12 protein-coding genes are annotated in these 14,247 nt (G+C 66.6%); 3 read left to right on the forward strand and 9 right to left on the reverse strand.

Translation table 11 applies throughout. The features are described 5' to 3' along the window. Position 1 precedes the first annotated feature (1 nt). Positions 2-1,798: a sodium:solute symporter family protein gene (locus tag DIS04_RS07855; protein ID WP_111413215.1), complete on the reverse strand. Its 1,797-nt coding sequence runs from the start codon at positions 1,796-1,798 to the stop codon at positions 2-4. A 6-nt stretch (positions 1,799-1,804) separates the two neighbouring features. Beyond that, positions 1,805-2,065, reverse strand: coding sequence for a DUF4212 domain-containing protein (locus DIS04_RS07860; RefSeq protein ID WP_111413216.1), 261 nt, complete (start codon positions 2,063-2,065; stop codon positions 1,805-1,807). Positions 2,066-2,765: 700 nt separating this feature from the next. Between DIS04_RS07860 and DIS04_RS07865 the strand changes: the two genes are divergently transcribed. The 3 genes from DIS04_RS07865 to ttcA all read left to right on the forward strand — a co-directional run bounded on the left by DIS04_RS07865 (position 2,766) and on the right by ttcA (position 6,302). Beyond that, on the forward strand, positions 2,766-4,598 hold the full coding sequence (locus DIS04_RS07865) for a putative nucleotidyltransferase substrate binding domain-containing protein (protein ID WP_111413217.1): 1,833 nt from the start codon (positions 2,766-2,768) through the stop codon (positions 4,596-4,598). 48 nt (positions 4,599-4,646) lie between these two features. After that, entirely contained in the window at positions 4,647-5,276 is a 630-nt protein-coding gene (locus DIS04_RS07870) for a 3'-5' exonuclease (RefSeq protein WP_111413218.1), read from the forward strand. Between the two features lie 90 nt (positions 5,277-5,366). Then, positions 5,367-6,302 carry a tRNA 2-thiocytidine(32) synthetase TtcA gene (ttcA, locus tag DIS04_RS07875; protein WP_111413318.1) on the forward strand — a complete coding sequence of 312 codons (936 nt, stop codon included), beginning with the start codon at positions 5,367-5,369 and terminating at the stop codon, positions 6,300-6,302. 79 nt (positions 6,303-6,381) lie between these two features. Here ttcA and fnr read toward each other — a convergent pair whose 3' ends face one another. The 7 genes from fnr to ccoG all read right to left on the reverse strand — a co-directional run bounded on the left by fnr (position 6,382) and on the right by ccoG (position 14,158). Next, the gene (fnr, locus tag DIS04_RS07880; protein WP_111413219.1) at positions 6,382-7,128 is read right to left on the reverse strand and encodes a fumarate/nitrate reduction transcriptional regulator Fnr; all 747 of its coding nucleotides are present in this window, start codon (positions 7,126-7,128) and stop codon (positions 6,382-6,384) included. Between the two features lie 118 nt (positions 7,129-7,246). After that, entirely contained in the window at positions 7,247-8,662 is a 1,416-nt protein-coding gene (hemN, locus tag DIS04_RS07885; RefSeq protein ID WP_245904520.1) for an oxygen-independent coproporphyrinogen III oxidase, read from the reverse strand. A gap of 103 nt (positions 8,663-8,765) precedes the next feature. Continuing rightward, entirely contained in the window at positions 8,766-9,467 is a 702-nt protein-coding gene (locus tag DIS04_RS07890) for a sulfite exporter TauE/SafE family protein (protein ID WP_111413221.1), read from the reverse strand. Next, positions 9,467-9,697: a cbb3-type cytochrome oxidase assembly protein CcoS gene (gene ccoS / locus DIS04_RS07895; protein WP_111413222.1), complete on the reverse strand. Its 231-nt coding sequence runs from the start codon at positions 9,695-9,697 to the stop codon at positions 9,467-9,469. The genes DIS04_RS07890 and ccoS overlap by 1 nt, the downstream gene beginning before the upstream one ends. Then, positions 9,694-12,168, reverse strand: coding sequence for a heavy metal translocating P-type ATPase (locus tag DIS04_RS07900; protein ID WP_111413223.1), 2,475 nt, complete (start codon positions 12,166-12,168; stop codon positions 9,694-9,696). The genes ccoS and DIS04_RS07900 overlap by 4 nt, the downstream gene beginning before the upstream one ends. A gap of 35 nt (positions 12,169-12,203) precedes the next feature. After that, on the reverse strand, positions 12,204-12,713 hold the full coding sequence (locus DIS04_RS07905) for a FixH family protein (RefSeq protein WP_422667664.1): 510 nt from the start codon (positions 12,711-12,713) through the stop codon (positions 12,204-12,206). Between the two features lie 5 nt (positions 12,714-12,718). Then, positions 12,719-14,158 (reverse strand): cytochrome c oxidase accessory protein CcoG, encoded by a 1,440-nt coding sequence (gene ccoG / locus DIS04_RS07910; protein WP_111413319.1) that lies wholly within the window; start codon positions 14,156-14,158, stop codon positions 12,719-12,721. Positions 14,159-14,247: the final 89 nt, after the last annotated feature.

A 14,247-nucleotide genomic window follows, 5' to 3' on the forward strand; every position in this document is an offset into this window, starting at 1 on the left:
CTTAGTGATCGACCGCAGCACCAGCGCCTTTCGGGTAGCGCACGCTATGTACCAGGTCCTGGATTTCCTGCGGCGGCTCCTCGGTGGCGGTGGAGACCGCATAGGCCACGGCGAAGTTGATCATCGCACCCACGGCGCCGAAGGAGAGCGGCGAGATGCCAATGATCCAGTGCTCCGGGGTATTCGGCAGCATGTTGGTGCCGGGAACGAAGAACCAGCCCAGGTAGGTGAAGATGTACAGCAGGGTGGCGATCAGGCCTGCCAGCATGCCGGCAATGGCACCCTTGCTGTTGATGCGAGTGGAGAAGATGCCCATCATCAGCGCCGGGAACAGCGAGGCGGCGGCGATACCGAAGGCGAGTGCCACGGTCTGGGCGGCGAACCCGGGCGGATTGAGGCCCAGATAGGTCGCCAGCAGGATGGCGCCGGCCATGGAGATACGCGCCGCCAGCATTTCCCCCTTCTCGGTGATGTTGGGATTGATCGTATTCTTGATCAGGTCATGACTGATGGCCGAGGAGATCGCCAGCAGCAGGCCCGCTGCAGTAGAGAGTGCCGCCGCGATACCGCCAGCCGCGATCAAACCCACGACCCAGCCCGGGAGGTTGGCGATTTCCGGGTTCGCCAGCACCAGGATGTCGTTGTTGACGGTCAGCTCGTTGCCTTCCCAGCCACGCTCCTCGGCTTCTGACTCGAACTCGGGGTTGGCATCGTTGTACATCTGGATGCGCCCGTCGTCGTTCAGGTCCTCGAAGGTGAGCAGCCCGGTCTCTTCCCAGGTACGGATCCAGTCCGGACGCTCTTCATAGACCAGTGCTTCCTCGGCTGCCGCATCGTAGTCTTCCACCTGACCGGCCATTTCGGGGAAGACGGTCGTGGCGAGATTGAGACGTGCCATGGAGCCCACGGCGGGAGCGGTCAGGTAGAGCAGGGCGATGAACACCAGCGCCCAGCCGGCGGACCAGCGGGCGTCGGCCACCTTCGGCACGGTGAAGAAGCGGATGATGACGTGGGGCAGGCCGGCGGTGCCGATCATCAGTGACAGGGTGAACAGCACCATGTTGAGCTTGTTGTCGACATCGGCGGTGTAGTCCTGGAAGCCCAGCGCATTGATCACATCGTTGAGCTTGGCCAGCAGCGGCACGCCCGATTCGCTATGCGTGCTGAACATGCCGAACATGGGGATCGGGTTGCCGGTCAGCTGCAGGGCGATGAAGACCGCCGGGATGGTATAGGCGATGATCAGCACGATGTACTGGGCTACCTGGGTATAGGTGATGCCCTTCATGCCGCCGAATACCGCATACAGGAAGACGATGGCCGCGGCGATCCAGATACCCAAGCTGCTGGGCACCTCGAGGAAGCGCGAGAAGGCCACGCCGGCACCGGTCATCTGGCCGATGACGTAGGTTACCGACGCCACGATCAGACAGATGACGGCAACGATGCGGGCCGTCTTGCTGTAGAAGCGATCACCGATGAAGTCGGGTACGGTGAACTTGCCGAACTTGCGCAGGTAGGGCGCAAGCAGCATGGCCAGGATCACGTAGCCGCCGGTCCAGCCCATCAGGAAGGTCGAGTTGGCATAGCCGCCGGAGGCCAGCAGACCCGCCATGGAGATGAAGGAGGCCGCGGACATCCAGTCGGCCGCCGTGGCCATGCCGTTGGTGACCGGATGCACGCCGCCGCCGGCGACGTAGAAGTCCTTGGTCGAACCGGCTCGCGCCCAGATGGCGATGCCGATATAGAGGGCGAAGGAGCCGCCCACGAAGAGAAGGTTGATGGCAAACTGACTCATGCTGGCTTACTCCCCGAGGCCGAACTTCTGGTCGAGCTTGTTCATCTTCCAGGCATAGAAGAAGATCAGGCCGATGAAGGTCAGGATGGACCCCTGTTGGGCGAACCAGAACCCGAGGTCGGTGCCGCCGACCGGGATGCCGGAAAGAAGGGGGCGAAACAGGATGGCGCAGCCGTAGGAGACGAAGGCCCAGACGATCAGGCACCCGGTTATCAGGCGTACGTTCGCCTTCCAGTATTCAGCAGCATTGGTTTTATCATCTGCCATGGTGATGCTCTCCACTTGTTGTAAAGGTTGGGAAGTCGCCAAGAGAGTTGCCAAGCTTCATCAGGGGGGGCGCCCTATGCGAGTCGGGCGATAAGGACGATGAGGCCGGCCAGTACCTGATGATCCCAAGATCCCTGCGGACGAACCGCACTTCCCACCGTGTCTGGTTGCCTATCGTCGAGCCGCGTTAACAAGGCGCGTTTTCCCCGAATGACTCACGGGCAATAGTGGTCAATAAATCAAGAAATTAAAATCCCAGACTTTGGTATCATGAGCATACTATAATGAACTTATCCTCTTGTATTTCCTTTCATATCAGTAAGTTGAATGTGGCGTGATCGAGTATTGCCGAAGGCCTCCTTGTGGCGATAGGACGATTGTCTAGCATAGGACTTTTGTCTATGCCCCTTGCTCGTACGACCATTGTCTAGTGTTCTTTGCCGGTTTTCGAAGGCCGTTCTCTTTGACGTTGGTCTAGGTTATGTCTTGAAAGTCGAGACTGTTATTCTGCCTGGGTAATCCTGTTCGATGCGGGCGGCATCGAACGGAGCGGGAAAGTTTCTTTATTGTTTCAGGCGACAGGGACGTGCGTGGCCCGGGCTCGGGTTTTTCCCTTGGTAATGCGACCTGCTCGCCAGGCCTCCTTTCGGACTCGTTCGGGTGCTGACGGTGATGACGGCCGCACAACGAGGGCTACACCATGGTCGATGTCGATCTCTCCCAACCCCCGTTCTCCTTTCTCGATGAAGAGGGGCGGGAGCGTGTCCGCAACGGCATCGACCTGGCCTACTTCGACCGCGACGAGGTCATCCTGGAAGCCGGCCAGCCCGGGGAGTATGTCTTCCTGATCCACAAGGGCGAGGTGGCCGAACTGGACACCACCCAGCCGGGGGCACGCGAGCGAATCGGCCATTACACGGCCGGGGACCTGTTCGGCGCCATCAGTATTCTCAACGGCAAGAGTCGCTACCGGTTTCGCGCCGAGCAGGAGTGCCTCTGCTACCTGATGCCGAAGGTGCTGTTCCTGCAGCTGTGTGACGACTATCCCGCCTTTGCCGAATTCTTCCGCCAGACCCTGGCGCACAAGACACGCCTGCTGACCGAGCAGCGCGCCGAGGGGGGTGTGACCATGGCCGGCTTCATGCTGGCCAAGGTCAGCGAATGCATGCGGCCGCCGCTGTGCATGGGGGCCGAGACCACCATCGCCGAGGCGGTGGCGAGGCTGCACGAGAGCCACGCCGACAGCCTGCTGGTGGAGGGCGAGCAGGGAACCGGCATGGTCACCAAGACCGACCTGCTCGAAGCGCTGGTGCTCCAGGGCCGTGAGAAGCAGAGCCCGCTACGTGACATCGCCCACTTCGAGCTGGTCACGGTGAGCCCCGACCAGTACCTGTTCGAGGTGCTGGTGATGATGACCCGCCACAAGGTGGAGCGGGTCGTGGTGCTGGAGCGTGGCCAGGAGCGCGGCCCGCCGAGCGGCGTGGTGGAGCTTACCGACGTGCTCAGCTACTTCTCCAGCCGCAGCTATGTGGTCAGCCTGCAGGTCGAGCAGGCGGACAGCCTCGAGGCCCTGTTCCGTGCCAGCCGCCGAACCCCCGAGCTGGTCAAGGCGCTGATGGCCCAGGGCGTCAAGCTGCGCTTTGCCATGGGCCTGCTGGCGGCACTCAACGGGCGGATCATGGCCAAGGCGTGGGGCTTTCTGGTCGACGCGCGCTATCACCAGGAGAGCTGCCTGATGGTCATGGGCAGCGAAGGACGCGGCGAGCAGATCCTCAAGACCGACCAGGACAACGGCCTGATCCTCGCCGACGGGCTCGACTGGCCCGACGTGGGCGAACGGATGCAGCGGTTCACCGAGACACTGATCGAGCTGGGCTACCCGCCCTGTCCCGGCAACATCATGGTCAGCAACCCCGAGTGGGTAGGGAGCGTCTCCCAGTGGCGCGAGCGGATCGCCCGCTGGGCCGAGAAGCGCGACGGCGACAGCCTGATGAAGCTCGCCATCATGCTCGATTCCCACGCCGTGGCGGGCAATGCGGCGCTGCTCGAACGGGTGCGTGAAGCGCTCTTCGAGCAGTGCTCGCGTGACGAGATCCTGCTCTCCTACTTCGCTCGCACGGCGCTGCGCTTCTCCACGCCGCTGACCCTGTTCGGCTCGCTGAAGAAGCCCCAGCACGGCATCGACATCAAGAAGGGCGGCATCTTCCCCATCGTGCACGGGGTGCGCACCATGGCGCTGGAGCGGCGCATCAAGCCCACCTCGACGCTGGAGCGTCTCGAGGCCCTGGCGGCGGATGGCAGGCTCGAGGAGCGGGTCGCCGAGAACCTGGCCGAGGCGCTGTCGCTGTTCACCGAACTGCGCCTGAAGCAGCAGCTCGAGCGCCTGGGGGGAGATGGCGACGGCCAGAGCCCGGACCGGGTCGTGGTCCAGCAGCTGTCGTCGCTGGAGCGCGACCTGCTGCGGGAAGCGCTGCATATCGTCAAGGACTTCAAGCAGAGCCTGTCGCAGCGCTATCACCTCGAGTACTCGTGAGGCGACACGACGCGGCGAAAGGCCGACAAGGAGCAAAGGAGAAACGGCATGTTTCGAGCGCTGCGGCGGGCCAATGATCGTCGTCGCCATGCGGACGGCGAGTATGGCTGGCTGTTCCGTCCCTATACCGGGGAAGAGCTGGTGGCCATTGATTGCGAGACCACCGGGGTCGATACGCGCAGCGCCGAGCCGGTGTCCATCGGCGCGGTCAAGGTGCGCGGCGACAGGGTGCTGACCAGCGAATCGCTGGACCTGCGTCTCAGGCGTCCCGCCTCGCTGACCGGCGCCTCCATCCGCGTGCATGGCCTGCGTGGTGTCGATCTCGATGATGGCGTCAGCCTGGACGAGGCACTGGTGACGCTGCTCGACTTCATCGGCAACCGCCCGCTGCTGGGCTGGCGGCTCGACTTCGACCTGGCCATCCTCAATCGCCAGATCCGGCCCCGCTTCGGCTTCGACCTGCCCAACAGCGGCATCGACGTGGCCCAGCTGTATCACCGCCAGTTGCGGCGCAGCGTGATGGAGCCCGAACCGCGCACGCAGCGCTTCGAGGCGGTGGCGGAGGCGCTCGGCGTGCCGGTCATGGGGCGCAATACCGCGCTGGGCGATGCCGTGACCACGGCGCTGATGTACCTGCGCCTGGAGCGGGCCGGAATGCCGCACCGCCGCGAGGCGTGACGCGGCAGTTCGCCCCGGCGGCGTCGCCTCCGGGCAACGGCAGTGGTAGGATGGCCCCCGTCATTCACCCTGTCCTGGCTGCCCGTGACCATGCAAGATGCCACGATTTTCGAACCCCATGCCGTCGACCCCGGTGCTTCCCAGGCCTCGGGCGAGGCGAACGCGACCTCGCCGCTGGAGGCGCTCGACGCCAAGGCTCGGCGCGAGTTCAACAAGTTGCAGAAACGCCTGCGGCGTCAGGTGGGCAATGCCATCATCGACTACGGCATGATCCACGAGGGCGATCGGGTGATGGTCTGCCTGTCGGGGGGCAAGGACAGCTACACCCTGCTCGAGATCCTGCGCAACCTGCAGCGCAATGCGCCGGTGAACTTCTCGCTGGTGGCGGTCAACCTCGATCAGAAGCAGCCCGGTTTCCCCGAGCACGTCCTGCCCGAGTATCTCGAGTCCACCGGCGTCGAGTACTACATCCTCGAGCGCGACACCTACTCGGTGGTGAAGGAGAAGACGCCGCAAGGCAAGACCACCTGCGCCCTCTGCTCGCGGCTACGGCGCGGCTCGCTCTACGGTTTCGCCGAGGAGATCGGCGCGACCAAGGTGGCGCTGGGGCACCACCGCGAAGACATCCTCGAGACGCTGTTCCTCAACATGTTCTTCGGCGGCAGCCTCAAGGCCATGCCGCCCAAGCTGCTCTCCGATGACGGCAAGAACATTGTCATCCGCCCCCTGGCCTACTGCCGCGAGGCAGACATTGCCGAGTTCGCGCGGCTGATGGCGTTTCCCATCATTCCCTGCAACCTGTGCGGCTCGCAGCCCAACCTGCAGCGCCAGGTGGTGAAGGAGATGCTGGCCGAATGGGAGCGCAAGCATCCCGGGCGCATCGAGTCGATGTTCAAGGCGGTGACCAACGTGGCGCCGTCGCAGCTGGCCGATCGCGAGCTGTTCGACTTCGCGGGGCTCGAGGCCAGACAGGCCAGGATGCGCGAGCGCCGAATCGACGCACTGGATCTTTCGCGCAACAGCTGACCGGCCGGTTCGTCCTGCCCACAGAGAGACCCGCCCGGCAATGCCGGGCGGGTCTCTTCGTTCGGGGGCGGTTATGGGCTCAGTGTTCGTCCTGGGCCTGGGCCACCAGGGCTTCCAGGTTGAGGATGTTCACCTCGCGACCCGAGACCTCGACCAGCCCCTGCTGCTGGAAGCGGCCGAGGATGCGGCTGACCGTTTCCACCGCCAGCCCCAGGTAGTTGCCGATGTCGGCCCGCGACATGGAGAGGCGGAAGCTGTAGGGCGAGTAGCCACGTCGGCGGAAGCGGTCCGACAGGCTCGAGAAGAAACTGGCCAGGCGCTGGTCGGCGGTCTTGCGCGACAGCAGGCGCATCATCTTGCGGTCGTCGCGCAGCTCCTTGCTCATGCTGCGGTAGAGCTGACCGCGCAGCTCCGGCAACTGCTCGGAGAGGTGGTCGAGCCGGTCGAAGGGGATCTCGCACACGGTGGTAGTCTCGAGCGCGACCACGCTGCCCGGATAGGTCTGCTCGTCGATGCCGTCGAGGCCGACCAGCTCGCTGGGCAGGTAGAAATTGGTGACCTGGTCCTCGCCCGAACCCTCGGTGGTGATCTGCTTGAGGCTACCGGAGCGCACCGCGAAGACGCTGCTGAAGGCGCTGCCCTGGCGGAACAGCGACTCGCCCTTCTTCAGCGGCGAGCGACGCCGGATGATGGCGTCGAACTGCTCCATGTCCTCGAGTTCCAGCGCGAGAGGCAGGCACAACGAACTCAGGCTGCAGTTCTGGCAACGGGTTTCATGCAGCAGCGAACGCCGCTTGCCGAGCGCATTGGCCGCGTTGACCGGCATGCTCCACCTCCTTGATCATCGTCATGGAGGCATTATGGAACATTAATGAAGCAGGTGAAATGCCCCTTGCGACCTTTGGCCGCAATTCGATTAGGTCGGCTCGAGCGATGCCGACCGCTCAGACGATGCGCGAGAACTGCGGGCCGGGCTGCGGCGGCAGCCGGGCGTCGAAGGCCATGGCAATGTGCCGGATCAACAGCCGGCCGATCGGGGTGGCAACGACCCGGTGCCCCTCCACGCTGACCAGGCCATCGCGCTGGAGCGCTTCCAGCCGTGACAGGGCATCGGCCAGGTAGCGGGGGGCCTCGATGCCGAAGGTCTCGCTGAGCTCGTCCAAGTCGAGCGTCATGTCGCACATCAGGCGCTCGATGGCATGCCGCCTGACCCGGTCGTCGAAGGTCAGCCGAAGGCCTCGCGCGGTGGGCAGCTGGCTGCTGTCGAGAGCGGCCTCGTAGGCGGCGAGGCTGGTGTGGTTCTGGGCGTAGACGTCGTCGAGGCAGGAGATGGCCGAGACGCCGAGCCCCACCAGGTCGCACTGGGCATGGCTCGAGTAGCCCTGGAAGTTGCGCTGCAGGGTGCCCTCGCGCTGGGCGAGCGCCAGGCTGTCGCTGGCGCGGGCGAAGTGGTCCATGCCGATATGCACGTAGCCGGCCTCGGTCAGCATGGCGATGGTGGTGCGCAGGATCGCCAGTTTCTCCTCGGGCCCGGGCAGGTCGTCGGCACGAATGCGGCGCTGGGCCGCGAAGCGCTCGGGCAGGTGGGCGTAGTTGAAGATCGACAGGCGCGCCGGCGCCATGGCGATCACCTGCTCCAGGGTGGCGGCGAAGCTGTCGCGGGTCTGCAGCGGCAGGCCGTAGATCAGGTCGATGTTGAGCGAGCGAAAGCCGAGGCGGTCGGCCTCGTCGAGCAGCGCCTCGGTGAGGATGCGCGGCTGGATCCGGTTCACCGCTCGCTGCACCCGGGGGTCGAGGTCCTGGACGCCGAGGCTCAGGCGGTTGAAGCCCAGCGCCTGCAGGTGGCGCAGGGTGAAGACGTCGGCCTCGCGCGGGTCGATCTCGATGGCGTAGTCGCGGTCGCGGGCGCTGGAAAGCCCGAAGCGGGCGTCGAGGCGGTCGATCAGGTCGCTCATCTGGTCGAGGCTGAGGAAGGTCGGCGTGCCGCCGCCCCAGTGCAGCTGGGCCACTTCCCGTCGCGTATCCAGGTGCCGCTTGATCAGCACCATTTCGCGATCCAGCCTCGAGAGGTAGGGCTCCGCCACCCGGGTGGCCTTGGTCGCGATCTTGTGGCAGGCGCAATAGTGGCAGCTCTTGCGGCAGAACGGGATGTGCACGTAGAGCGACAGCGGCCTGCCGTCGGCATTGCTGCGCGCGAGGGCGTCCTGGTAGGCCGGGGTGCCGAAGTCGTCACGCAACGACCGGGCGGTGGGGTACGACGCATAACGTGGCCCATGGCTATCGTAGCGCCGCAACAGGGCCTCGTCCCAGGCGAAAGGATCGGCCATCGCTCGATGCACGGACATCGCGGGAACGGACATGATGGCACTCCGAAAGGCTAACATGGAGACAATGTAGCGGTACGCTGCCCGAGGTGGATTGAGCTGCGTCAAACGAAGTGAAGGTCGTGCATCGTCCGGTCGTTCAGTGGCCCGAGGCGCCGTGCGGCAACAGTGTGGTCAGTTGCCACAGGGCAAAGGCGATGATCGCCAGGGCGGCCAGGGTGCGGGTCGCCGGGTGGCGAATCAGCGTGCCGAGCTGGCGTGCGGCAAGGCCGGTGACCAGCAGCGAGGGCAGGGTGCCGAGGCCGAAGGCCGCCATCAGCGCCGCGCCGCGCAGCGGTTCCGCCATGGCCAGGCTCCAGGCCAGCATCGAGTAGACCAGCCCGCAGGGCAGCCAGCCCCACACCGCACCGAGACCGATGGCCTGGGGAATCTTGACCACCGGCATCAGCCGCTTGCCGACCGGCTCCAGGTGGCGCCACAGGTGCCTGCCCAGCGCTTCCACCCGCAGCAGCCCCTTCCACCAGTTGGCGATGTAGAGCGCCATCAGGATCAGCATCACCGCGGCGAACAGCTGCAGCCCCAGGCGGGCGGCCGGCGTCAGGGCCACCACGGTGCCGAGCGCGGCGGCCGCGGCGCCGGCGATCGTGTAGCTGAGGATACGGCCCAGGTTGTAGCCGAGCAGCAGCCCCGAGAGCCGGGCGGGGCTGCGCATGCTGGGAGGCACGGCGAAGGTCAGCGCGCTCATGATGCCGCCGCACATGCCGATGCAGTGGGCACCGCCGAGCAGGCCGAAGACGAAGGCCGCCAGCAGCGGCGGCAGGCCGAGTCCGGTGGGGTCCATCAGCGCTCCGCCGGGTCGTCGTCACCCTCTGCGGCCGGCTTGCGCTGGGCCTGACGCCGCCGCTCCCGCTCGGCCGGGGGCAGGTCGTTCTCGTCCTCGTCGAACAGGATGCGATGGGCGGGGCCCTCGAGGTCCTCGAACTGGTCGTTCTTGACCGCCCAGAAGAAGGCCCACACGGCCAGTCCGAGCAGGATCAGCGAGAGCGGAATGAGCAGGTAGAGGATGGTCATGCACTCACCAGTCGCGTGTCGGGGCCCGAGGCGGGGCCGGGGCGCAGGCGGAAGCGGTTGAGCCGCAGGGCGTTGCCCACCACCACCAGCGAACTGCCCGACATGCCCAGCGCCGCGACCCAGGGCGGCACGATGCCGATGGCGGCCAGCGGCAGCGCCGAGAAGTTGTAGCACACCGACCAGATCATGTTCTGGCGCATGATGCGCCGGGTGGCCCGGGCGATCTCGATGGCCTCGACGATACGCATCAGGCGCGGGCTGAGCAACACGGCATCGGCGCTGGTGCGGGCCAGGTCGGTGGCGCCGTTCATGGCGATCGACACGTCGGCCCCGGCGAGCACCGGCACGTCGTTGATGCCGTCGCCGATCATGGCCACCTTCTCGCCCGCCGCCTGCCGCTCGCGGATGCGCTCGAGCTTGTCCTCCGGGCTGACCCCGGCGTGCCAGGTATCGATGCCGAGCTGCTCGGCCATGCGGCGCACGGCATCGACGCTGTCGCCCGAAAGCAGTTCCACCCGCATGCCGCGGGCCTGCAGCTCCGCCACGGTTGCCGCGGCATCCTCGCGCAGGCGATCGCGCAGGGCGAACCAGGCGCGCGGCTCGCCCTCCTCGGCGAGCAGCAGCCACTGGCCGTCGCCCGGGGCGGTCAGGGCATGCCCGGGGGCGGCGAAGTCGGCGCGTCCCAGGCGCCAGCGCTGGCCGTCGATCACGCCCTCGACGCCCTGGCCGGTACGGCTGGAACGCTCGCTGGCTACCGGCGTGGCCTCGCGCCAGGGGCGGAAGGCGCGGGCGATGGGATGCTCCGAGTGGGCCTCCAGCGCCGCGCCGATGACCCGGGCCCGCGTCGCCGGGAACCCGCCGAGGGGGCGGGTGTCGACCAGCTGCATCTCGCCGCCGGTCAGGGTCCCGGTCTTGTCGAAGATCACCCGGTCGACCTGGGACAGCGACTCGATGGCGTCGGCGCGGGTGATCAGCACGCCGCGCCGACGCAGCTGGCCGTGGCCGGCGGTGAGCGCCGTGGGCGTGGCCAGCGCCAGGGCGCAGGGACAGGTCACCACCAGCACCGAGAGCATCACCCACAGCATGCGGCTGGGGTCGATGAACCACCAGGCGGTGGTCACGCAGGCGGTCACCAGCAGCAGGCGCAGCACGAACAGGTGCGACATGCGCGCGGCCATCTGGGCCAGGCGCGGACGGCTGGCGAAGGCGCGGTCGGTGAGGTCGACGATGCTCGCCACCCGCGCCTGCTTGCCGGGGTGGGTGACCCGCATCACCAGCGGGCTCTCGATGTTCTGGCTGCCACCGGTGACGCTGTCGCCGATGCGCCGGGTCACCGGCAGGTACTCGCCGGTGAGCATCGACTCGTCGAGGCTCGATTCGCCCTCCTCGATCACGCCGTCGGCGGGGACACCGTGGCCGGGCTTGACCACCACGCGGTCGCCGGCGGCGAGCTCGCTGGCGGGCAGGATGCGTTCCTCGCCGTTCTCCTCCAGGCGCACCGCGGAGAGCGGCAGGGCGCCGGCCAGGGCATTGCCGGTATGCCCGCTGCGTCGCCGCGCGCGGGACTCCACATAGCGGCCGAAGAGCAGGAAGAAGGTGAACATCGTCACCGAATCGAAGTAGACCTCGCCGGTGCCCGAGAGCACGGCGTAGCCGCTGGCCAGGTAGGCGCCCCCGACGGCGATCGAGACCGGCACGTCCATGCCCAGCACGCGGGCGCGCAGGTCGCGTGCGGCATTGCGGAAGAAGGGCATGGCCGAGAAGAACACCACCGGCGTGGCCAGGGCGAACGACAGCCAGTGGAAGAGCGCGTAGAAGTCCTCGCTGATCTCGCCGGGGCCGGCCACGTAGATGGGGATCGAGAACATCATCACCTGCGCCATGCCCACCGCGGCCACGATCAGCCGGCGGATGTTCATGCGCTCCTCGAACTGCAGCCGCTGCTGGGCCGCGTCGGGTTCGTAGGGTTGGGCGCTGTAGCCGATGGCGGCCATCTCGGCGAGGAGGCGCGACAGCTTGAGGCGTGCCGGATCCCAGGCCACCCGCACGCGGTGATGGCTGAGGTTGACGGCACTGGAGGAGACACCCTCCAGGGCGTTGAGGCGATGCTCGATGAGCCAGGCGCAGGCGGCGCAGGTGATGCCGTCGACCGCCAGCGTCGCGTGGACCTCTCCGTCGTCGCCGTCGGCATGCACGAACTGGCGCTGCAGGCCCGGGTCGTCGAACACCGCCCAGGTCTCGGCCTTGACCGCCTGGCGCTCGTCGGGGCGCTCGGGCAGCTCGGTACGGAAGCGGTAGTAGCTGGCGAGCCCGCCGTCGACGATGGCGTGGGCCACCGCCTCGCAGCCGGGACAGCACAGCGGGTGGCGGGTCTCGTCGAGGGTGATCGACCAGGGGGCCTGGGCGGGCACCTGGCTGCCGCAGTGGTAGCAGCTCAGGTCTGGCAGCGCCGGGTCGGCGGTCACGCTCATGTCGTTATGCGTCAAGGGTCGTCACTACGCTCGTGTCAGCCGTGCCGCTCGACGCCCGGCGTGAGGCTGAAGCTCTCCTCGCTGGGAAAGCGTGCCTCGCCGACCAGGCGCCACTCGGGCGATTCGGCGCTGGGTTGCAGTTGCAGGTACCAGCGATGGCGCAGGTTGTCGGGGGCCTGGCCCAGGTAGCGGCCGTCGCGCACGTGCTCCAGCGTCAGGTCCTGGTCGCGGTTGTCCTGGGTGGGGAAGATCAGCCGCAGGTGGAGCCGCTCGGGGCGGTCGTCGCCGTCGAGCTGGACGATGATGTCGCTGGTCAGCGGGTCGATGCGCAGGTCGGCGCCCAGGTTCAGCTCGTTGGCACGCTGCTGCTTGGCCAGCACCATGTTGATGGCGCGGCCGTGCTCGTAGTAATCCTCCTGGACCATGCCGTCGAAGGAGCGCACCGAGAGCACGGCAAAGGTCGAGCTGACGGCGATCGCCGAGAACAGCAGGCCGATCATGAACCACGGCCAGAACTGCTTGTACCAGGGGGAGGGGGAGGTCATGTCGGTCATCTCCGGATGTTGCCGATGAAGCGGGCTTCTCGCTCGAGCGCAATGCGTTCGTCATGCTGCGACTGCAGCAGCAGCTCGATCGGGTGGCTGGGCAGCTCCAGCTCGGCGGGCTCGGCGGTGACCTGCACGGCGAACAGCCGCGAGCTGCCGGCCGGCACCCGCAGTGTGTCGGTGTCGAGCTCGAGGCCGGGCAGGCCGCGAGCGTCGAGTCGGTAGTCGTGGTCCCGGTCGTCGAGGTTGCGCACCGTCAAGGTATAGACATTGCTGATGCGTCCGTCACGCGTCATCTGGTAGAGCTGGCCACGCTCGCGCTCGACCTCGAAGTCGAGCGGCATGCGATCGCCCAGGGCCCAGGCGAACAGGCCGATCATCACCACCAGGGCGGCGAAGTAGCCGAGCAGGCGGGGGCGCAGGATGTGTGACCGTTTACCCTCCAGGGCGTTCTCGGTGGTGTAGCGAATCAGGCCGCGCGGATAGTTCATGCGATCCATCACGCTGTCGCAGGCATCGATGCAGGCGGCGCAGGTGATGCACTCGTACTGCAGCCCGTCGCGGATGTCGATGCCGGTGGGGCAGACCTGCACGCACAGGTCGCAGTCGACGCAGTCGCCATGGCCGGCCTCGCGCGCCTCGGCGTGGCTCAGGTGCTTCTTGCGCGACCCCCTGGGCTCGCCGCGGGCGGCATCGTAGGAGACGATCAGGGTGTCGGCGTCGAACATCACCGACTGGAAGCGCGCGTAGGGGCACATGTAGATGCACACCTGTTCGCGCAGCCAGCCGGCGTTGAGATAGGTGAAGACGAGGAAGAAGCCGACCCAGAAGTAGGACCAGCCGTGGGCCTCGAGGGTGGGCAGCTCGACGACGAGGTCGCGGATCGGCGTGAAGTAGCCGACGAAGGTGACCCCGGTGGCCAGCGCGATGGCCAGCCAGATGACGTGCTTGGCCGCCTTGCGCCAGGCCTTGTCGAGGCTAAGCGGTTCGCGGTCGAGCTTGATGCGGCGGTTGCGCGAGCCCTCCAGGCGATGCTCCACCCAGATGTAGAGAAAGGTCCACACGCTCTGCGGACAGGTATAGCCGCACCAGACGCGTCCGGCGAACACGGTGATGAAGAACAGGCCGAAGGCGCAGATGATCAACAGCCAGGAGAGCAGCATGAACTCCTGGGGATAGAAGGTGGCGGCGAAGATGTGGAACTCGCGCCCGGGCAGGTCGAACCAGATCAGCGGGCGGTCGCCCCAGGTCAGCCAGGGCAGGCCGAAGAAGGCCAGCATCAGCAGCCAGTTCGTCCCCCGGCGTACCCGCTGGAACAGCCCCTTGATCTCGCGCACGTAGATATGCCGCCGCTTGGCGTACATCTCCTGCCGGACCGCCGTCTGGGGCGTAGGGTGGCCCACGGCTTCCGGGGTCACGTCTCGAGTGGGAATCTTGTCGCTCATGTCGGACTCGCGGCGGGCCGTGCTGGCCCGCATGGGGAAGGCAATGAAGAGGGCTTCATTGTATCCGGCGTCCGTGGCGCGGCGGGGCA

This window comes from Billgrantia lactosivorans (assembly GCF_003254665.1).
GTDB classification, from domain to species: Bacteria; Pseudomonadota; Gammaproteobacteria; order Pseudomonadales; family Halomonadaceae; genus Halomonas; species Halomonas lactosivorans.

Coding starts and splice junctions, on each gene's coding strand:
- DIS04_RS07855 (WP_111413215.1), bottom strand. CDS start 1,798: ATGAGTCAGTTTGCCATCAACCTTCTCTTCGTGGGCGGCTCCTTCGCC.
- DIS04_RS07860 (WP_111413216.1), bottom strand. CDS start 2,065: ATGGCAGATGATAAAACCAATGCTGCTGAATACTGGAAGGCGAACGTA.
- DIS04_RS07865 (WP_111413217.1), top strand. CDS start 2,766: ATGGTCGATGTCGATCTCTCCCAACCCCCGTTCTCCTTTCTCGATGAA.
- DIS04_RS07870 (WP_111413218.1), top strand. CDS start 4,647: ATGTTTCGAGCGCTGCGGCGGGCCAATGATCGTCGTCGCCATGCGGAC.
- ttcA (WP_111413318.1), top strand. CDS start 5,367: ATGCAAGATGCCACGATTTTCGAACCCCATGCCGTCGACCCCGGTGCT.
- fnr (WP_111413219.1), bottom strand. CDS start 7,128: ATGCCGGTCAACGCGGCCAATGCGCTCGGCAAGCGGCGTTCGCTGCTG.
- hemN (WP_245904520.1), bottom strand. CDS start 8,662: ATGTCCGTTCCCGCGATGTCCGTGCATCGAGCGATGGCCGATCCTTTC.
- DIS04_RS07890 (WP_111413221.1), bottom strand. CDS start 9,467: ATGGACCCCACCGGACTCGGCCTGCCGCCGCTGCTGGCGGCCTTCGTC.
- ccoS (WP_111413222.1), bottom strand. CDS start 9,697: ATGACCATCCTCTACCTGCTCATTCCGCTCTCGCTGATCCTGCTCGGA.
- DIS04_RS07900 (WP_111413223.1), bottom strand. CDS start 12,168: ATGAGCGTGACCGCCGACCCGGCGCTGCCAGACCTGAGCTGCTACCAC.
- DIS04_RS07905 (WP_422667664.1), bottom strand. CDS start 12,713: ATGACCTCCCCCTCCCCCTGGTACAAGCAGTTCTGGCCGTGGTTCATG.
- ccoG (WP_111413319.1), bottom strand. CDS start 14,158: ATGAGCGACAAGATTCCCACTCGAGACGTGACCCCGGAAGCCGTGGGC.